At 71.9% G+C, this 18,143-nt stretch carries 21 protein-coding genes; 12 read left to right on the top strand and 9 right to left on the bottom strand.

What is annotated here, in order from left to right; all coding sequences use genetic code 11:
• Positions 1-552: 552 nt before the first annotated feature.
• Together M4D82_RS01840 and M4D82_RS01835 are read right to left on the bottom strand one after the other, a co-directional pair.
• The gene (locus tag M4D82_RS01840) at positions 553-882 is read right to left on the bottom strand and encodes a hypothetical protein (protein ID WP_249764312.1); all 330 of its coding nucleotides are present in this window, start codon (positions 880-882) and stop codon (positions 553-555) included.
• A 168-nt stretch (positions 883-1,050) separates the two neighbouring features.
• A complete protein-coding gene (locus M4D82_RS01835; RefSeq protein WP_249764311.1) occupies positions 1,051-1,752 on the bottom strand; it encodes a DUF4232 domain-containing protein in 702 nt (233 codons plus the stop codon).
• A gap of 581 nt (positions 1,753-2,333) precedes the next feature.
• Between M4D82_RS01835 and M4D82_RS01830 the strand changes: the two genes are divergently transcribed.
• A complete protein-coding gene (locus M4D82_RS01830) occupies positions 2,334-2,927 on the top strand; it encodes a TIGR03086 family metal-binding protein (RefSeq protein WP_249764310.1) in 594 nt (197 codons plus the stop codon).
• A gap of 339 nt (positions 2,928-3,266) precedes the next feature.
• Here M4D82_RS01830 and M4D82_RS01820 read toward each other — a convergent pair whose 3' ends face one another.
• Positions 3,267-3,626 (bottom strand): ArsR/SmtB family transcription factor, encoded by a 360-nt coding sequence (locus M4D82_RS01820; RefSeq protein ID WP_249764309.1) that lies wholly within the window; start codon positions 3,624-3,626, stop codon positions 3,267-3,269.
• 131 nt (positions 3,627-3,757) lie between these two features.
• On the opposite strand from M4D82_RS01820, the gene M4D82_RS01815 reads away from it, so the two are divergent.
• Positions 3,758-5,053, top strand: coding sequence for an MFS transporter (locus tag M4D82_RS01815; protein WP_249764308.1), 1,296 nt, complete (start codon positions 3,758-3,760; stop codon positions 5,051-5,053).
• Positions 5,054-5,086: 33 nt separating this feature from the next.
• On the opposite strand, the gene M4D82_RS01810 is transcribed toward M4D82_RS01815, so the two are convergent.
• Entirely contained in the window at positions 5,087-5,794 is a 708-nt protein-coding gene (locus M4D82_RS01810) for a scabin-related ADP-ribosyltransferase (protein ID WP_249764307.1), read from the bottom strand.
• An 87-nt stretch (positions 5,795-5,881) separates the two neighbouring features.
• Between M4D82_RS01810 and M4D82_RS01805 the strand changes: the two genes are divergently transcribed.
• Complete coding sequence (locus M4D82_RS01805; RefSeq protein WP_249764306.1) at positions 5,882-6,190, top strand: hypothetical protein; 309 nt, start codon at positions 5,882-5,884, stop codon at positions 6,188-6,190.
• A 27-nt stretch (positions 6,191-6,217) separates the two neighbouring features.
• Here M4D82_RS01805 and M4D82_RS01800 read toward each other — a convergent pair whose 3' ends face one another.
• A complete protein-coding gene (locus M4D82_RS01800) occupies positions 6,218-6,943 on the bottom strand; it encodes a DUF4232 domain-containing protein (protein WP_249764305.1) in 726 nt (241 codons plus the stop codon).
• Between the two features lie 388 nt (positions 6,944-7,331).
• Here M4D82_RS01800 and M4D82_RS01795 point away from each other — a divergent pair, with 388 nt between their 5' ends.
• The 6 genes from M4D82_RS01795 to M4D82_RS01770 all read left to right on the top strand — a co-directional run bounded on the left by M4D82_RS01795 (position 7,332) and on the right by M4D82_RS01770 (position 12,312).
• Positions 7,332-7,706 (top strand): hypothetical protein, encoded by a 375-nt coding sequence (locus M4D82_RS01795; RefSeq protein ID WP_249764304.1) that lies wholly within the window; start codon positions 7,332-7,334, stop codon positions 7,704-7,706.
• Between the two features lie 94 nt (positions 7,707-7,800).
• Entirely contained in the window at positions 7,801-8,079 is a 279-nt protein-coding gene (locus tag M4D82_RS01790) for a DUF8817 family protein (protein ID WP_249764303.1), read from the top strand.
• 508 nt (positions 8,080-8,587) lie between these two features.
• Positions 8,588-10,861 (top strand): sensor histidine kinase, encoded by a 2,274-nt coding sequence (locus tag M4D82_RS01785; protein WP_249764302.1) that lies wholly within the window; start codon positions 8,588-8,590, stop codon positions 10,859-10,861.
• A gap of 32 nt (positions 10,862-10,893) precedes the next feature.
• Positions 10,894-11,277, top strand: coding sequence for a roadblock/LC7 domain-containing protein (locus M4D82_RS01780; protein ID WP_249764301.1), 384 nt, complete (start codon positions 10,894-10,896; stop codon positions 11,275-11,277).
• Positions 11,277-11,693 carry a DUF742 domain-containing protein gene (locus M4D82_RS01775; protein ID WP_249764300.1) on the top strand — a complete coding sequence of 139 codons (417 nt, stop codon included), beginning with the start codon at positions 11,277-11,279 and terminating at the stop codon, positions 11,691-11,693. Before M4D82_RS01780 ends, M4D82_RS01775 begins: the two co-directional genes overlap by 1 nt.
• Positions 11,694-11,760: 67 nt before the next feature.
• Positions 11,761-12,312 carry a GTP-binding protein gene (locus tag M4D82_RS01770; RefSeq protein WP_249764299.1) on the top strand — a complete coding sequence of 184 codons (552 nt, stop codon included), beginning with the start codon at positions 11,761-11,763 and terminating at the stop codon, positions 12,310-12,312.
• On the opposite strand, the gene M4D82_RS01765 is transcribed toward M4D82_RS01770, so the two are convergent.
• Both M4D82_RS01765 and M4D82_RS01760 read right to left on the bottom strand, forming a co-directional pair.
• Complete coding sequence (locus M4D82_RS01765; protein ID WP_249764298.1) at positions 12,290-13,408, bottom strand: hypothetical protein; 1,119 nt, start codon at positions 13,406-13,408, stop codon at positions 12,290-12,292. The two genes, M4D82_RS01770 and M4D82_RS01765, sit on opposite strands and share 23 nt — an antisense overlap.
• Before the next feature lie 105 nt (positions 13,409-13,513).
• Positions 13,514-14,068 (bottom strand): superoxide dismutase family protein, encoded by a 555-nt coding sequence (locus M4D82_RS01760; RefSeq protein WP_249764297.1) that lies wholly within the window; start codon positions 14,066-14,068, stop codon positions 13,514-13,516.
• A gap of 184 nt (positions 14,069-14,252) precedes the next feature.
• Between M4D82_RS01760 and M4D82_RS01755 the strand changes: the two genes are divergently transcribed.
• Positions 14,253-14,846: a 2'-5' RNA ligase family protein gene (locus tag M4D82_RS01755; protein ID WP_349637032.1), complete on the top strand. Its 594-nt coding sequence runs from the start codon at positions 14,253-14,255 to the stop codon at positions 14,844-14,846.
• Between the two features lie 46 nt (positions 14,847-14,892).
• On the opposite strand, the gene M4D82_RS01750 is transcribed toward M4D82_RS01755, so the two are convergent.
• Positions 14,893-15,984 carry a PP2C family protein-serine/threonine phosphatase gene (locus tag M4D82_RS01750; protein WP_502988853.1) on the bottom strand — a complete coding sequence of 364 codons (1,092 nt, stop codon included), beginning with the start codon at positions 15,982-15,984 and terminating at the stop codon, positions 14,893-14,895.
• Between the two features lie 310 nt (positions 15,985-16,294).
• Between M4D82_RS01750 and M4D82_RS01745 the strand changes: the two genes are divergently transcribed.
• Positions 16,295-16,618 carry a hypothetical protein gene (locus tag M4D82_RS01745; protein ID WP_249764295.1) on the top strand — a complete coding sequence of 108 codons (324 nt, stop codon included), beginning with the start codon at positions 16,295-16,297 and terminating at the stop codon, positions 16,616-16,618.
• 194 nt (positions 16,619-16,812) lie between these two features.
• Here M4D82_RS01745 and M4D82_RS01740 read toward each other — a convergent pair whose 3' ends face one another.
• Positions 16,813-17,331 (bottom strand): DoxX family protein, encoded by a 519-nt coding sequence (locus M4D82_RS01740; RefSeq protein ID WP_249764294.1) that lies wholly within the window; start codon positions 17,329-17,331, stop codon positions 16,813-16,815.
• Between the two features lie 125 nt (positions 17,332-17,456).
• Here M4D82_RS01740 and M4D82_RS01735 point away from each other — a divergent pair, with 125 nt between their 5' ends.
• On the top strand, positions 17,457-18,134 hold the full coding sequence (locus M4D82_RS01735) for a MerR family transcriptional regulator (protein WP_249764293.1): 678 nt from the start codon (positions 17,457-17,459) through the stop codon (positions 18,132-18,134).
• Positions 18,135-18,143: the final 9 nt, after the last annotated feature.

Genomic DNA, 18,143 nt, shown 5'->3' with positions numbered 1-18,143 from the left:
ATGCCGCTCGTTCCTCTGCCCTGAGGTTGCGGTTGACAGCCTGGCAGGTCTTTCGGATCGCCACTGACCGGTCGTCACTGCCGGTCGCGAGGAGGAGCCCGTCCGGGCTGAACACCGCGGAGTCCACGGCGCTGGAAAGTCCCTCCAGCAGCGCCCGGGTGCGTCGTCGCCGGTGAACGCCACGGTGCGGCGATCGGAACGGAAGGCCCCGGACAGCACTGAATCGAGGTGTTCCTTGAGAATCGCGTTGCTCGCGTTTGTCCTGGTGACGTTCTTCGCGTCGGTCTCCTCGCTGTCCAGTGGGGCGGTCGGATCCTCGTCCAGCGCGGTGCCAGGCCCGCGGTGAAGCGCGGCACGGCGCTCGGTTGCGTGGGGTTCGCCCAATGGCCCTACGCGTGCCTCGCCGGAGCCGGCATCGGCACCCTGCTTCCCCCGGCCGCCACCGACACCGACGCCGTGAACCGGGCGATCGGCGCCTCGTACGGTGAAGTCGCCGGTGGTCACCCAGACCGTGCCGGCGCGGTCGCGGCCTACCGGACACGGCGTACGGGCTCAGTGGTTCTGTCGCGCACCGTGCTCCAGAGGCTCGGCCTGTACCGGGTGCGGATCGAGGCGGAGGGGGAGCGGTGGCGCGTGTTCGCCCGGTCCGGTCACGGTGAGGGGAACGCCGAGGCTCTGGCACATGCGGTGGACGCGGCCCAGCGCGCTGAGGGTCATGGGCGAGGGGTCGGTCTTCGGCAGCTCGATCGCGACCCGGAGGGGGCGGTGGGCCTGGACGAGGGCCTCGACCTCCAGGGCGGCCGCGGACCGGTTGGAGACGTTCAGCTCCTGCGCGATCTTCACGTGCAGGATGTCCCGGGTGATGTGGTGCTGGATGACCATGCTCGCCTCCCACGGTTCCGGACGGCACAGGCACCGAGGCGTGGAGTGCCGGATTCCAGTGTGGGCCACGGACCCGGAGGGCGGCGAGCGCGTCCCGCGAATCGCGGTGGGATCTGCTTGACGGCGAGGCCCGGGTTCCCGCGCGCGGGCCGCGAGCAGTCGACGTCGTCAGCGAGCGAACAGTGGCGACACCGCGGCCTCCGAGCTGCTGTTCCAGTACGTCACACGGGCCTTGTCGTCCACGTACGCGCCACCCTTCGGCATCTCCAGGAGCACGCCCTCGCCCGTGTTGGTGTCGGGGCGCTGACCGTGCGGCGCGAGCGCCATGTTCTTGACGAGGGTGCTGACGTCCTTGTTGCTCTGGCGCAGGAGCAGGCCGGCGTACGCCTCCTTGCCGGGGGCGAGGGTGAGCTCCGTCCGGGGCTTGGAGTTCTCGAAGATCCCCACGAGCCGGCCGCGGCCGTCCTCCAGCCGGAGCACCGGGTGCGTGCGCAACTTGCACGGCTGGGTGCCGGTGTTGGTGACCGTCAGCAGGAGCTTCGAGTCGTCCTTCGTGGGCGGCACGGCCCACTCGACCTTCACGTCGGTGGATTCGCCGGGGCAGTTGCCGTCGATGCCCTTCGGGTCGCCCTCGGCCTCGCCCGGACGTCCGGGCGCGGAGGGCGACGCGGAGGGTTTGGCGGTCGCCGGCGCGGACGCGGAGGCGGAAGGAGAGGGGGAGGGGGAGGGGGTGAAGGACTGCGCCGGCGGGGTCGCCCCGGCCTTGTCGTCACTCGGCGTGCAGGCCGTGGCGGCCAGCAGCGCCGCGGCGGTGAGGCCGATGGCACCGAGCGTTCGGGCGTGGGCGGTCCTGCGGAAGGTGCGCATCATGAGCCCCCGTGGCTACGGAACGTGCTGGATTGGTCTGGACAGGATGCCCTCGCCGGTTGCGGATTCACGCTCCCGCGAGGACCGTTACAGCCCTCGTATGCGGCGGTGACGGTTCCGTCGCGGGCCGCGGCACAGCCGCGCGGCCGGCTCCCGTGCCGAGTGCGTGCCGGGGGGTCGCTCGCCTGCTCCGGCGGCCCGAAATCCGTGAACGCCGACCAAGCTCGCGCCGTGACTCCGTCCCCCGGAGTGTCCTCGGCCGCGCGGCCGGAGCCCGCGCCCTCCCCGTTCGTCGCGTTGCCGAGACGGGCGCGGGCGGGGAAGTACCGGACACCGCGCGGTTGCGGGAACACTGCAGCCCGGCGAGGTCCGGCAAGCCGGACGACGTCCACGATCGCATCGTGACCCGGGTCGGTGGGTGTGTCGCCGACATGGTGGGGACGGAGCCGGAGCCGTACCCCCGTCTCGCCGAGCAGCACGTAGGGCCGATCGAGGGCGCGACCGTTCGGCGGGGCATGTCGGAACGGTTTCGGCTCCGCCCCCGGCCTACCCTGCGGATGCGTTCGGAACGTAAGGAGCGGCAGATGGCGGATGTGGCGGCTTTCGATCTGGGACCGCAGGCCCACATCGTGGCCCGTCTCGTCACCGGTGTGCCGGAGGCCGGGCTTGGCGGTCGGACTCCCTGCCCGGCGTACACGGTCGGTGACCTGCTGGGCCACCTCGCGGGTCTGGCCGTCGCGTTTCGCGACGCCGCCCGCAAGGACCTGGGTTCCACGACCGACACGTCCCCGGACGCCGCCGCGCCCCGTCTGCCCGACCGTTGGCGTGAGGAGCTGCCGCAGGTCCTGGACGAACTGGCCGAGGCATGGAAGGACCCGGCCGCCTGGACGGGTATGACCCGCGCGGGTGGCGTGGACCTGCCCGGCGACGTCGCGGGCGCGGTGGCGGCCGACGAACTGGTCATCCACGGCTGGGACCTGGCGCGGGCCACCGGCCAGGAGTACGCACCCGATGAGGCGGCACTGCGCGCCTCCCACACCTTCCTGCTCGCGGCCGCGCAGGACCCTGACGGCGGCGCCTTCGGCCCGGTCGTCCCCGTACCGGAAGACGCCCCGCTGCTGGACCGGGCCGTCGGCCTGAGCGGCCGCGATCCGAACTGGACGCCGACGCCCTCCTGAACATGAGCGTCTGGGGTGACCGCATGCCGGCGCGGTGGCTCGAAGCCGACTCGGGGCCGCCGCACGCATGGTGACGCACGAGGTGTGGAGCGCGGACTCGGCGTCCTCAAGGACAGCCGCCCTCAGCGCCACCTCGCCCCGGTACTCACGTGTGCACGCCACGCAGTCGGCCGGCCACGCGAGGAGGGCGTCTTCGGGCGAGCCCGACGCTTTGCGTGCGCGTGCCCATGCCGTCAGCTCGTCGAAGCGCGCCCGAAGCAGGGCATCGAGAAGTGATCGTCCGCCGGCGCCTCGTGCGCACCCTCAAGCGGAGGGGAACGTAGGCCGCGGGGTTGCGCCTCAGTCGTGCGGGGCTTCGCCGCTGACGCGGTGGTCGGCGTGGCTCAGTGCCTCCACGACGAGGCGGCGCAGGTGGCCGTCGCTGAGCCGGTAGAACACGTACCGTCCCTCCCGGCGGGTCTCCACCAGACCGGCGAGCCGGAGTTTGGCCAGGTGCTGGCTGACCGCGGTGCGGGACGCCGAGCACCGTTCGGCGAGCGAGCCGACGTCCGACTCGTCCTGGGCGAGGAGCCACAGCAGGTGCAGCCGGGTCGCGTCGGAGAGCAGCGCGAAGACCGCGGCGGCCTCGGTGAGGCGCGCCTCGTCGGGGGCGCGCAGATGCGCAGTGCTTGCAGCTGGGAGTGACTCGCTCGCGGGCATGTGACCAGGGTAGTTCGACGGTCGTCCGTCGCCGTGGGCGCGGCAGGTGCGCACGGCCACCTTCGTCATGTGCGCATCTGCGCACATGACGGTATGGTGGTGGGGTCCGCTCTCCTGGAAAGGACGCCCACGTGTTGTCCGTGTTGCGCAACCGCACCTACCGGCACCTGTTCACCGCCCAGGTGATCGCCCTGGTCGGAACCGGGCTGGGCACCGTCGCCCTGGGCCTGCTCGCGTACGACCTCGCCGGCGACCGCGCCGGATCGGTGCTCGGCACCGCGCTGGCGATCAAGATGGTCGCCTACGTGGCCATCGCCCCGGCGGTCGGCGCGGTCGCGCACCGGATCCCGCGACGGGCGCTGCTGGTGGGCTCCGACCTCACCCGGGCCGCGGTGGCGCTGACGCTGCCGTTCGTCGACCAGGTCTGGCAGGTCTACGTCCTGATCTTCGCCCTCCAGGCCGCCTCCGCCGCCTTCACCCCGACCTTCCAGGCCGCCCTCCCCGACGTGCTGCCCAAGGAGCGGGACTACACCCGGGCACTGACCCTGTCCCGCCTCGCCTACGACCTGGAGAGCCTGTTCAGCCCGGCGCTCGCCGCCGCCCTGCTGACCTTGATGAGCTACAACTGGCTGTTCCTGGGCACCGTCGGCGGATTCCTCGCCTCCACCGCCCTGGTCGTCTCCGCCGTACTGCCCAAGCCGGCTCCGACGGGCGAGCGGCGCTCCGGCGGCGTGTACGGGAGGGCCACCGCCGGCAGTCGCCTGTTCTTCCGGATCCCGCGCCTGCGGGCCCTGTTGTGGCTGAACCTGGCGGTGGCCGCGGCGGGCGCCCTGGTCACCGTCAACACGGTCGTCTACGTCCGCGACCACCTGGGCCGGTCCACCGGCGACGTGGCCTTCGCCCTCGGCGCCTACGGGGCCGGCTCGATGGTGGTCGCCCTGCTGTTGTCGCGGATCCTCGACCGGGTCGCCGACCGCGCGGTGATGCTCGGCGGCGCCTTGGTCCTGCCCGTGGTGTTCGCGGCCGTCGGCGTGATCACCACCGCCTCCGCGGGTGATTGGCGCTGGCCCGCCCTGCTGATCGCGTGGGCCGCGTTCGGCGCCGCATGCTCCCTGGTCCTCACCCCGACCGGCCGGCTCATCCGGCGTTCGGCGCGGCCCGAGGAGCGCACGGCCGCCTTCGCCGCGCAGTTCTCCCTCTCGCATGCCGCTTGGCTGATCACCTACCCCCTGGCCGGGTGGGTGGGCGCGACGGCAGGCCTGCCGGTGGCCGTGGGCGCCCTCGGCGTGATCGGCCTGGTCGCCGCCCTGACCGCCGTACGAGTGTGGCCCACCGGGGACGGGGACACCGAGGACGCCCCGCGGCGCGTTCACGTCGGCCTGGAGACCGGACACCCGCACCCCGCCGGCACGTGCGTCACCTGCTGACGCCGGCACAGCGGGGTGCGGCCGGGCGGCGGCTCAGCGCGCGAGGGTGTACGTGGCCGCGTCGGTCTTGTAGGGCGCGAAGCCGGCGTTCTCCTTGCAGCCGAGGCCTTCCCAGGTCTTGTCGTTGGTGACGGGGTCGGTGCCCGTCAGGCGGTACTTGCAGGCGCCCTTGATGAAGTGACCCTGAACGCCACCGGGGAAGTCGATCTCCTTGTTCCACAGGTACGGAGACTGGTAGTTGTTCACCCGCGCTGTCGCGTTCACGTCGATCCCGCCGGGAGCGTAGATCTCGTAGACCCAGCCCGTCTTCTCCGCGCCGTACGTGGCGAACCGCTTGGCCACGGATGCGTCGCAGCTCGTGCTGAGGTGAGCGCTGAGCTGCCCTCCGCCCTTGACGATGTATTCGGCCAGAGGGGTGAGCTGGTCGCCGCGCGGGGTGAAGCCGGTTCGGAAGATCTCCTCGACGTTCTCCCTGGTGTCGCCACGCCACAGGGTGTTGACGTCGTCACGCCACTGCCAGCGCTCGCTGGACGCGGTGGCCGCGACCGTGGGGGCGATCCGCGGGTTCGTGGTGGTGCGCCACCAGTCCGCGGCCCGGTAGTCGATGATCGGCCCACACGGGGCGGTGGTTTCGTCGTCCGCCGCGGGTGCGGCCGCGGCCGACGGGGTGATGGCTGCGGAGAGGAGGAGGGTGGTGGCGAGGACCCGGAGGGCGACCTTCAGCATGGTGTGACGACCCATCAGTGAAACGGTTGGGGGCGAGTGGCACCCCCTGTTTACCGAGGCGTCGCGTGTCACTGGTCGTGATCCAGCGGATGATCCACTCGCATGGGTGGATCAGTCGTATTGGGGAAAGGGTTCGCCGCCGCCGGGATCACGGGCGGGTGGCGACTGCGGCTGCTGGACGTGGTGGGTCGCGTCCCGGTCGCCGCGGACCTGCGGTGCCGTCGCGCGGCACGGCGCCCGCCACCGATGCCGACGCGAGCCCGGACGCGCCCGGCGCCTCCGTCCACGGCACGGCCGCTGTTCCTGTCCGACCGGTTCCCGGCGGACTCCCTGCGGATCGACGGAGACCCGGGCCTGCTCTACCTGCTCCGCGCCTGGGAGCCGGAGGAGTGGGGCCGCCGGTTCACCTGAACACGGTGAGCCCGGATGTCAGGGTCGTCACAGGGTGTTGAGCGAGTCGCGAGCGGTGAAGTGGAAGATCCCCACCTTCGGGCGGACGACGGTGCCCGGGGCGGTGAGAGGAAGCCTGACGCTGTCCGCGAGCGGCATGTGACTCGGGTCGGCCACGATCTGGATCTCGTCGGCGACGGGGCCGCTGCCGCCCGACGGGTTGAGGTCCAGGGCCGCGTACGTCGTGGCTCCGGGCCGAACCGGGTGCGCCGGTGCGCCGCCCACGCCGTCGGGCGTCGTGGCCTGGATGCCGAGGGCCTCGCCCTTGGAGCTGAAGCCGACGAGGGGGACGAAGTCGAGGCCGCACGTCGTGGAACCGTTGTTGGTCACCGTGATGACGCGGATGCCGGCGGGGAAGCCCTGCGGCGAGGTGACCTTGACCGTGATGTTCCGAGCGGAGCAGGGGTGGGTGTACGCGTAGGCGTCGGCGGTGGTCGCGCCGTCCGTGCCCCCGGACGTTCCCTTGTTGTCCGGGCCTGCCTGTGTCGGGCCGGCGGTCGCGGGGGTGTCGGTGCCGGTCGACGCGGTGGGGGAGCCGCTCTGGTCGGCCGCCGGCGTCGGGGACGTGGAGGCTGCCGAGGTGCCCGGAGTCGGGCTCGCCGTCGGCGACTTGAGTGCCGCAGCCGTGCCGTCGGTGCCCTCGCAGGCGGTCAGGGTCACAGCGAGCCCGACGATGGTGGCAAGAGCCGCGGCACGGCTCCGGTGTATGTGCATGAGGAACTTCCCGTCTCGTACGTTCGAGCGGAATCCGCCCGAATGACCACCACTATGACCGGCCGGTTTCGTGTAAGAGACACCGGGTGTGGTGTGGCTCTTTCCGTGCGGGGCGCAGCGGGTGACGGACGCTCAGGGGGCTGTTGCGGGCGCCGGCGGGAGCTTGAGACCCCGCCGGACGTGCGCACCGCAGACTGGCCGTCTGGTCGAACGATCCAGACCTGCGCGGGGGATGGATCGCCGGTCAGCACAGACGGATCGAGGAGCGGTTCGGTCCGGGCTTCCACACCACGAACGGCCGCGCACCCAGGGCGCCTGGAGTCCGTCCGGGTGAACCGGGGGGCGTGGGTCCGTTGCCGAGGCGTGGGAGGCGGATAGAACCGGCCTCATGACGATCATGATGCGGGCCGCCGTCGCCGGCACCGCCGCGCTGGCCCTGTCCCTGCCCGCCACCGCCGCGCACGGCGTCGAGGACAGCGTGGCCGCGGGGACGTACCAGGGGTGTCCGTCCGGGTATGTGTGCCTCTACCCGAACGCCTCGTGGAACGGTGGGCGCCCCACGTACAAGTGGTACACCTACGGTGCCCACAACCTCGGCAACCAGTTCGGCGTGAAGAGGCTCTTCAACAACCAGACGGGCGGCGCCATCGCCCGCAACTGCACGGGGTACAACGGCACCGGCTGCCAGGGCGTCCAGCCGGCCGGCTCGTACGCCGACTACGACTACACCCCGTACAACTCGGTCCTGCTCGCAGAGCGGTAAAGCACGCTGCCGGCTCACTTTCGTCGGAGGTCGCGGCACGGCCTTACCCGTTGCCCCGGCCGGCCTTCATAGGCGGAAATCCCGGTCCCTGGCGTTGCGCTGGAGCGGCTTCGACCTGCACTTCGTCAAGGCGCCCGCGGGTCACGACCCGGCGCGCGAGGACGGCGGCGCGTGCCTGGTGATGGTGGACTCGGTCGCCCCGAACCACGCCGCCTTCGTCCAAGCCATGCGGCGCGCCTACGGCAAGGCCCTCGCCACCGGAAGGCCGCGGATCACGCGATTCCGCACCGGTGCCGGCCGTTCCACCCTGGTTGCCCCGTTCGGCAACTCGGTCTTCTTCATCCAGCGCGACGAGCCGACCGAGCTTGAGTAGGGCGGTTCGAAGAAGCTTCAAGGGCCGGCCAAAGCGCTCGACAACGCCCGCGTCCTGCGCGAGTTCAAGAACGACGACCGTGCCGCGTTCCGGACAGTCGACTCGGCTCTGCGCACATACGGCCAGAACGCCCCGGACGTCGATCGGGCGCCCTGGCGGTCCTCATCTCGACCTCGACCGCGCTGGGCGAGCGTGCCGAGGACATCGCCACCTGGAGCGCGTAGTCGGAGAAGATCCCGCTCGCCGACACCGAGCTGCAGCAGGCCGACGGCGAACCGCACGACACCCGCGACCTCTGACAGGATCTCGACCATCGCTCGGAGGGGTTCGTTCCGATTCTTCGGTCATCAGTGGCTTTGTGGGAGCGGGCACGGCTGTAAGTGTGCGTTGTGGCTGGTTATGATCGGCCCCTCTCGCTCGTGCGATCCCGCCCGCCGTTTTTCGAGGACCGATGTCTGCCATACCTGAAGGCACCCCAAGGCCGTCGACGGCCCGAAGACGGCGCGTCGTGCGCCTCCGTACGCTGCTGATCCTGCTCGCGGTCGTCCCCACCGTGGCCATGGGCGCCCAGGTGGCGGTCACCGCCGAACGGCTCCTGGAGCAGGCCGATCACCTGCGCGCCGACCTGGCGACCAGCAAGCGGATCGGCGAGCCGCTGTACCGGCTCATGGTCGCGCTCCAGGCGGAACGCAAGGTGACCGCCGCGCGTTGGGCGGGCGCCCCCGTCCGTGACAGCGACCTGCGCGAGCGCAGGGCGGCCACCGACCAGGCCGCGGCCGAGTTCCGGCGCCTGGCGACCGAAGACCAGGCGGAGTCCCCGCAGGCCGCGGAACAGGCGCGGGCCGTCAAGTCCCGCCTCGACCGGCTGGCCGCCTTCCGCTCGCACGCGGACGCCCGCAACGGCGTCGCCGCGCAGACGATGGCGTACTACAACGACGTCATCGACGGGATCACCGGCCTCTACCAGGGGGCGTTCAGCCACGCGGACGACGCCGGGCTCGTCGAGGAGAGCCGCCCGGTCGTCGCCATGATCTCGGCCGGCGAGATGCTGGCCCGCCAGGACACGATCCTCACGCTGGCCGGACCGTCCAGAGAGCTGACGCCCGCCGCCTTCGGCGAGTTCCTCAGCAACTCCGGGTCGCATCGGCATCTGTACGACACGTGGATCGTGCCGTACCTGCCGGCCGGCGAGAAGCAGACGTACGAGCGGATCACCACCTCGGACGCCTGGAAGACGAAGCTCCGCGTCGAGAACGCGATCGTCGCCCAGCACAAGATCACCGATTCCGGGATGAAACTGCCGGCCGACGTCGGCGACTGGCCGGCGGCGCACCAGGTGTTCGCGACGCAGCTGGCCGAGATCAGCGCCCAGCGCTCGCGCGACCTGCTCGTGCACGCCGACGCGAACGCCTCCGAGCTGGAGACCGAGCTCTACTGGCTGGTGGGCGGCAGCGCCGGCGGGCTGCTGCTCGTCGTCGGCGTCGTCGTGCTCACCACCCGTTCGGTGCTCCGCCGGCTGCGCGGGCTGCACGAACGCACCGTCGCCATCGCCGACGAGACGCTGCCGGACATCGTGGCCCGGCTGCACCGCGGCCGGCCCGTCGATGACGAGGTGCTGCCGAAGGTGAGCGGGGACCAGGACGAGGTCGGACGCATCAACGACGCGTTCGCACGGGTCGTCGCCGTGTCCGTGGACGGCCACCGGCAGCTCGCGGCCGAGCGCCACGGGTTCGGCATGTTCGCCTCCGGCATCGCCTCGCGCACCGGGAACCTGGTCAGCCGCCAGCTGAGCCTCACCGAGGACATCCAGGACACCTTCGGCCACGACGAGGCGCTGCTCGCCGAGTTGATGCGCTCCGACCAGCTGACCGTCGGCATGCGGCGGCAGATCGAGAACCTGCTCATCCTATCCGGCGGCGAGATCCCCGACCCGCACACCGAGCCGATGCGCGTCGCCGACCTGCTGCGCGAGGCCGCGGCGGAGGTCGAGGACTTCCGGCGGATCGAACGGCACGCGCTGGACGAGGCGAGCGTCGAACCGAGCGTCATCAGCCAGATCAGCCACCTGCTGGCGGAACTCCTGGACAACGCCACCCGGTTCTCCCCACCGAGGTCGAAGGTGGTCATCCGGGCCGAACTGGTCGCGGACGGTCTGTCGGTGGAGATAGAGGACCGCGGCCCGCGCGTGGGCACGACGGGCTACGAGGAGATGAACCGGCGCCTGCACTCGGCGCCGCCGTACTCCGAACTCGCCGAGAACGCGCACCGGCTGGGCCTGTTCGTGGTCGGCCACCTCGCCGACCAGCTCAAGGCCAAGGTCACCCTGAGGCGTTCGGTGTTCGGGGGCACCTCGGCGGTCGTCATACTGCCGCGGGAGCTGCTGGTGTCGACGGCCGCCCCCGCCGCGGCGGTCACCCCCGAGTCCGCCGCCCCCGCCCCCATACCCCTCCCCGTACAACCGGCGCCGGTCTCGCCGGGCCCGCCCCGGGCCCTCGCCGAGCGGCCGGTACCGGTAGCGGTACCGGTACTGGCGCCGCGTACGCCCGTACTCCGACCCGTGACCGGGGACGGCGGCGCCCGACCGGGTGGCGCCCGCCCCGCCCTCCCGGAGCGTGTCCCGCAGACCCACATGACCCGGCAACTGCTCGGACCGCGAGCGCCGGAGCCGGGCACCGGAACGGACACGGCCACCCCCGAAGAGGTGGCCGACGCCTGGGCGGACTACGAAGAGGGGACGCAGAAGGTGGAAGCCGAGCTCAGACAGGAACAGGACCAGCGATGACGAACCCCGACTCCTCCGCGACGTCAACCGACATGATTTTCAGTGTCCTCGACAACAACCTGAGCCGGATCGCCGGCATCCAGGGAGCCGTACTCCTCTCCAACGACGGGATCCCGCTCAGCGCCTATCTCCTCGACCGGGACCAGTCGGAGCGCATGGCGGCCGCGGCCTCCGGGATCGCCGCCACGATGAAGGCGATATCCCGGGAGATCGACGGCGGCCGGGTGATCCGCCAGCTGGTCGAGATGGACGACCGGTACTTCTGCGTCGTCGGATGCGGTGAGGGCAGCACGCTCATCGTGGTGACCTCCCGCAAGGCCCGCCTCGGCGAGCTGGGCGGCGAGGCCGTACGCACCGCCCAGGCGCTCGGCGAATGGCTGGGCACCCCCGAGCGGTCCGCGGCCCCGAAGCCGTAATGGCCGATTCCGACATGCCCGAGTCCGGGTTGCCCGAGCCGCAGAGGCCCGAGCCCGAGGAACCGCGGCGCGGCGGCCGCCGCCGGACCCGGCTGTACGCGCTGACGGACGGTCGGACCGCCGCGCCGCACACGGTTCTCACCATGGACACCACGATCACGGCGGCCGTCGGTGTCGATGCCCAGGCCGGCCTGCCCACCGAATGGCAGGCCGTCCTGGCCATGTGCGCCCCGCCGGGCGGCCGGGCGGTCGCCGAGATCGCGGCGCGGATGGGGATCCGCCTCACCCCGATGACGCTGCTGCTCGGCGAGCTCGCGGACCGCGGGCTGATCCACCACCGGCCGCCCCTGGAGGGGGCGGAGACCACCAACGTCCACCTGCTCATGAGAATCAGGGACAACCTTGCCCGGATATGACGGATACGCCCCATCCACCCCGTCCGCCCCATCCACCCTGCCCGCCCAGGCTGCCGGACCCGGACAGGTGTCGCCTGTCAAGATCCTCATCGCGGGTGGCTTCGGCGTCGGCAAGACGACCCTGGTCGAGACGATCTCCGAGATCGAGCCGCTGCGTACGGAGGAGCGTTTGACCGCCGCCGGCGTGGGCGTGGACGACCTCGACGGCATCGAGTCCAAGGCCGTCACCACCGTGGCCATGGACTTCGGCCGGCTCACCCTCGCCGACGCGGGAGTCGTCCTCTACCTGTTCGGCACCCCGGGCCAGGAACGCTTCTGGTTCATGTGGGACGACCTGCTGGGCGGCGCCCTCGGCGCGCTCGTCCTCGTCGACACGCGGCGCCTGGACCGTGGCTTCCCGGCCGTCGACTTCTTCGAGAGCCGCGGGCTGCCGTTCGTCGTGGCCGCGAACTGCTTCCACGGCGAACAGCCCTACACCGCCGAGGAGATCGCCTCCGCGCTGCACCTGCGCGACCCGGCCACGCCCGTCCTCCTGCTCGACGCCCGCGCCCGCGGCGACGTACGGGACGCGCTCCTCGCCCTCCTCGACGTACTGATCAGCTCGGCGGGCGCGGCGTAGCGGCGCCCGGGGCCGCGGTCGCGGCAGCGGTGGCGAGGTCGGTGAGGAGGGCCTCGGCGAGGCCTTCGCGCCGGATGCGCTGGTCGACGTACAGCAGGGCGCTCGCCAGCTGGGTGAATCCGATCTGGAAGGCCTGGCCGGCGGCGCCGGCGACCAGGATGAGGAACAGGGCGAACACCAGGGCGACGACGACCCCCGCCGAGGCGTCGTCGCCGTAGGGCATCGCCGCGGCGGCGGGCATCAGCGCGAACGTGCCGATGAGGTGGAACGGGAGCTGGATCACGTACGCGATCGCGCCCGCCAGCAGACCGGCGAGGATGGTGATGCCGAAGATCCGCCACCAGTCGCCCCGCACGAGCGCGACCGAGCGCCGCAGACCGGTGACCGGATGCGCGTCCTCCAGCACCACGACGGCCGAGGCCAGGCTGTAGCGGGTACTGAGCCACACGGACAGCGGCGCGGCGGCCAGCATCAGGAGCGGGAGGACGCCGAGGAGTGCGAACGCGCTGCCGTGGGAGTCGACGGACGCGACCAGTGCTCCCCACACCGCCAGGGCGAGGAACACCGGGGACCCCGCGATCAGGGCGCTGAGGAACAACGCGCCGGCCACCGCGGGGGCCCGCCGGACGGAGGCCCGCCACATCGCGCGGAAGGTGGTGGGACGTCCCGTCACGGCCTCCCTCAGGACGGCCGGGCAGACCGCGGCGATGACCGATACGCCGAGCATGCCGATGACGAAGAGCAGCACGAACAGGACGGCGGCGGCGACCACCAGCGGCACGACGTGCTCGGACGCCGGAGCCTCGCCGTACGGCGCATCGAAGACGGGCTCGATGTGGGCGTGGACCGTGGCCACGGTGATGCCCGCGGCGACGGCCATCACGGTCAGGACGATGCCCTGCACGGCGAGCAGCACACCGACGAGCGTCTTCCCGTGCCCGCGCAGGGTCGCGAAGCATCCACTGACGATGTCACCGAGGGTCAGGGGGCGCAGGGGTATCACCCCGGGCCGAGGCGCCGCCGCCGGCCACCCTCCCCACTGCGGGGCGCCGTCCCCACCGCGCCCGTGCGCTCCCGGCCGGCTGTTCTGCGTCATGCACGTGCTCCGTACGTCGTCCCGCAATGAGACGCACAACATATCTCAGCTGGTCAGGTGCATGACGAGCACGTCGACTTCGCCGCCCCCCGGAACGGGTGCCTGCTACTTGAACGACACGTTGACGCAGGCGAGCCGCGCCCCGGCCGTGCCGGCTTCGCCGGGTGCCGTGTGGGTGGCGTGGTCGTGGATCACCACGGAGCGGGCCCCACCGTCGCGGAACTGCCAGGACGTGGTGGATGCCGAGGTTCCCCTGCCGTCGCGGTCGGTGGTGATGTCGAGCCACACCTCGTTGTGGGGGTTGGCGTACTTGGGGTCCGTCGAGGGCTGTTTGGGGTCCGCGGTGTTCTGGTAGTGCGGCCCGGAGGCGTTCGGCTCGCTGCCGCACGGCTTCTGGTGTACGTGCGCGCCGAACGTACGGTTCGCCTCGACGCCGTCGAGCCGCAGCTCCACCCGGGTGACGTCGCGCCCGACCCGCTCGGTGACGGTGACCTCGCCGCCGACCGGTACCGCTTCGGGGTCGAACGTGACCGCCTGGGGTGTGGGCCGTTCATCGGCCGCCTGGAAGGACTCCTTCACCGTCACGTCCTGGCCGTCGACCCCGCCCAAGGGCAAGCCGACGGCCAGGACGGCGGTGAGCGCTGAAACAAGCAAGGACATCTTCCGCTCCTGTCACCACGGGTTTTCGCTGGGGCTCCCCCTGCGCCGGCGCTTCTGCAACCATGCTGGCGCACCTGACGGCCCCGCGCAGGGCGCGCCCGGGGCGGCAGGGAGCTGTCTGCCTGGTCAGCGGCGTGATCTGTGGGTTTCGGAGCGAGAGCTCCGACGGAGTCATCATGGTCATGTGAACCAGACCCCGACCGCTGCCCGCGCCGGTGTCCCGGGGTTCGTGGAGTCGGCTCCGACGCCCCGGACCGCCCTCGCGTGGCTTCCGCCGGCCGGATCGTGGCCGGCCATTCAGAGCATCCGTGCCGTGCACGACCCGCAGATCCGTCGCTGGCCACCCCATGTGAACCTGGTCTTCGGCTTCGTCCCGGAGGCCGACTTCGTGGAGGCGGCCGCGCTGCTGGCCGCCGCGGCAGCCGCCAGGGAGCCGTTCGCCATCCGTCTCAGCGGTGTGCGCGCCTTCCGGCACCGCGCCTACGCCACCGTATGGCTCGACCCCGCCGCGGCCGGCCTCGCCCCCTGGACGGCGCTTCAGCGCGCGCTGGTCGAGCCGTTCCCCCGCTGCGGACGATCCTCGACTTTCACGCCCCACCTGTCACTGGGACGCACCCGTGACCCGCGGGGCCTGGCAGCGGAGTGTGCCGCCCGGCTGGGCAGCACGTCGGCGCGGGTCGACGAGATCGTGCTGCTGTCCCGCCGCGGTGATGGGCCCATGCGGCCTCGCGTCACCATCGCCCTGGGCACGGGGGAACTCCGCCGGCACAGCGGCTGACCCCGCACCCCGCCCCCGACCGAGCCTCGAACGCGGGAGCGAATCCTCAGGGTGTGCGCAGGCGTACGGCGAGGGCGGCGATGTCGTCGTCAAGGCGCCCTCTGCTGTGGCGCAGGAGGTCGCGGTGGAGGGCCGTGAGCAGTTCGCGGGGCGGCCTCGGGGGCTGTCGACGCATCCAGGCCGCCAGCGGGAAGAACTCGCCGTCGCGGGCGCGGGTCTCGGCGATCCCGTCGGTATAGAGGAGCAGCAGGTCGCCGGGGGCGAACTCGAAGGTGTCGACGCTGTAGTGATCACCGATCAGTTCCGCGAGGCTGAGCAGGGGGGAGGGGGTGGCGGGCTCCAGGACGCGGAGGTTCCCCCGGTTCAGGAGGAGCGGCGGGGGGTGTCCGCAGTTGAGGATGTCGATACGTCCGGCCTCGTGCGGGATCTCGGCGAGAAGGGCGGTGGCGAAGCGCTCCATGGGCCCGTCCGGGGGAAAGGCGGCGTTGTACCGCGTACTGCTCGCGTCCAGCCTGCGCGCGACGTCGACCAGGTCGGGCTCGCCGTAGGCCGCCTCCCGGAAGGCGTTGACGATGGCCGCGGCCGCCCCCACCGCCGGCAGGCCCTTGCCCCGCACGTCACCGATGAGCAGCCTGACCCCGTAGGGCGTGTCGACCACCTCGTAGAAGTCCCCGCCGATGCGGGCCTCCGCCGCGGCCGCGAGGTACAGCGACTCGATCTCGACCTTCCCGAAGCGGCGTGGCATGGGGCTCAGCACCACCTGCTGGGCCGCCTCGGCGACGAGCCGCACCTGGAAGAGGGTGCGCTCCCGCTGGAGGCGGACGTGGCTTCCGTACGCGGCGGCCACGGTGACCGCGATGATCCCCGCGGCCGTCCACCACGTACCCAGATCGGGGAAGACGAGGCTGAGGCCGATCATCAGGAAGAGGCAGACCGTGCCGAGCAGGACGGTGGGGAGGACCGGCCACATGGCGGCGGCCAGGGCCGGCGCCGCGGGCAGGAGGCGGCTGAAGGCCATCTCCGGCGGAGTGGCGTAGGCCAGGCTTGCGATCACGATGGTCAACATGACCGGAGACAGCCGTACGAGCATCCCCCGGCTGTAGCGCCGACGGAGCCGCGGCCGTCCGGATTCGATCACGCTTCCCAGAATATCCGGGCAATACGGGCATAGCGCTCTGGCGGGCGGAGCCGGCCACCGGCGACGCGCAGCAGTCCCGGGATGGCGGCCCTCCCCGTCGAGAGACGTTCCCGGACCGCGGCGACCAGGTGCGCGGCGGCCTTCGGCGTCCACGGGCACCGCCGCGACCCGGTTCAGGTCGTCGGCGGCCCGCTTCCACGACGCCGGCTGTGGGTGCCGCTCCTGGCGCAGATGGCGCTGGGCCAGGGTGGTGAGTACCAGACGCTCCTTCGGGCTCAGGTCCTGCACGGCGGGGGAGAGCGTGCCGGCCTTGGGCCCTCCCCCGTCGCCGCCGCGCTCCGCGCCCACCACGTGGACTGCCGGCGGATGCGAGCGGCGCCGCGCCCTGCCCGACCTTCGCCCGGTCTCCGTACGGGTGGGCACGCACCGGCTGCTGCCCGAGCCGCTGCTCGCCCCGCACGCCCGCCGCCACGTCCTGCTGGTCGGTCGCTCCGGCACCGGCAAGGCGGGCATCCGCGACCCGTACGTCTTCCCGTACCCGCGGCGCGACGGCACGCACTGGGACGACCTGGACACCGCACCGGCGTGGGCGCGCGGCAAGTTCGCCGACCCGGGCCTCATCCGGAGCGCCTGAACCACCGTCACCTCATCCCCACCACCCCCACCACCCCCACGACCGCGGAGAGATGCAGGCGAGCGCACGGCACGTCGGCGAAGTCATCGACGGCAGGTACCGAGTGGCGGGCGTCCTCGGAGAGGGCGGCGGTCAAGTCGCCCCGCGGCGAGGCATTTCGCAGCACGCCTGTGGGAGCTGGACCGGAGCCTCGCTCAGGGGTTCGCCTGAGCGGGTGCCGCGTCGGCGCGGCGGGCAGCCGCGGCGCGCGTCGGGGCGTAGGCCCACAGGGCGATGCCGATGAAGAGCACCTGTTCGGGGATCCTGAACCACAGCGGCGTCGCCGGCTCCCCGTTGAACGAGACCCCCTCGACGGCCGCGTGGATGTTGGCCGGGAGCATCAGGACGAACAGCGCGGCGAGGCAGAGCCCGGCCGTCGGCCGGGTGGCCTCCCGGACGAGTCCGGCGGCGCCGAGGAGTTCCAGGACGCCCGTCGCGTAGACCGTGAGGCGGGGGAACGGCACGTACGGGGGGACCATCGCGACCACGTCGTCGTGACCGGGCATCGGGCCGAGGGCGGACGGGACGAAGTGCGCGCTCGCCGTGAACACCAGCATGACCGCGAGGCCGTGCAGGGCGGACACCCGCCAGGTCTTGAACCGGCCGACGCCGCACGCGCCGAGCAGCCGGAACAGCACGGTGGGACCGGCGATGAGCATGAGTGTGCCGAACATGAGAGGAGAATCCTTTCGGTCGGTCAGCAGGCGGGTCGGTCGTGTTCAGCGCCGCGGTTGACGATCAGGCGACCCTAGAATGGATAATAGTGCTATCCACTATCCGTTGCCCAGGAAGTGAGCCGATGAAGGTTTCCGAACTCGGTCGACGTACCGGCGTACAAGTGCCGCTGATCAAGTACTACTTGCGCGAAGGGCTGCTCCCCCCGGGGCGGGCCACCGCCGCCAACCAGGCCGAATACGGCGAAGACCACGTGCACCGGCTTCGGTTCATCCGCACCCTGATCGGGACGCGCGGCCTGTCGGTCAGCGCGACGAAGGAGATCCTGGACGCGATCACCGCCGAACAAGAGGATCTGCACCAGGTGTTCGGGATCGCGCTGGGCGTACGTCCGACCAGGATGGAGGAGGACGCCGGCACCGAACCGCCCGCGAAGGAGCAGGCGCCGGAGCCGGCGGGCCTGGCCGACGCACACAGGTTGATCGCAGAGATGGGGTGGGAGGTGTCCCGGGGCAATCCGGCCGCGCACACCCTGGCGGAGGTCCTCGCCGCGCTCGCCGACCTGGGCGCCGACATCGACTGGCGCGGCCTGCTGCCCTACGCCCGACTCGCCGACAGCATCGCCGACCTGGACGTCGGACAGATGAGCGGCGAGCGCGACCTGCTGGCACAGGCCGAGCGGGCCGTGCTGGTCGCGGTCCTCCTCGAACCCGCCCTGCTCGCCCTGCGCAGGCTGGCCCAGGAAGGCAAGTCCGCCCGGCACTTCGGCGGCGGCCGACCCGGCGAGGCGACATCGACGTGACCCACCGTC

Origin of the sequence: Streptomyces sp. RerS4, from assembly GCF_023515955.1 — a bacterium.
Lineage (GTDB): Bacteria > Actinomycetota > Actinomycetes > Streptomycetales > Streptomycetaceae > Streptomyces.
The sequence above is the reverse complement of the archived record's forward strand: the minus strand, read 5'-3'. Positions and strand labels throughout refer to the sequence as shown.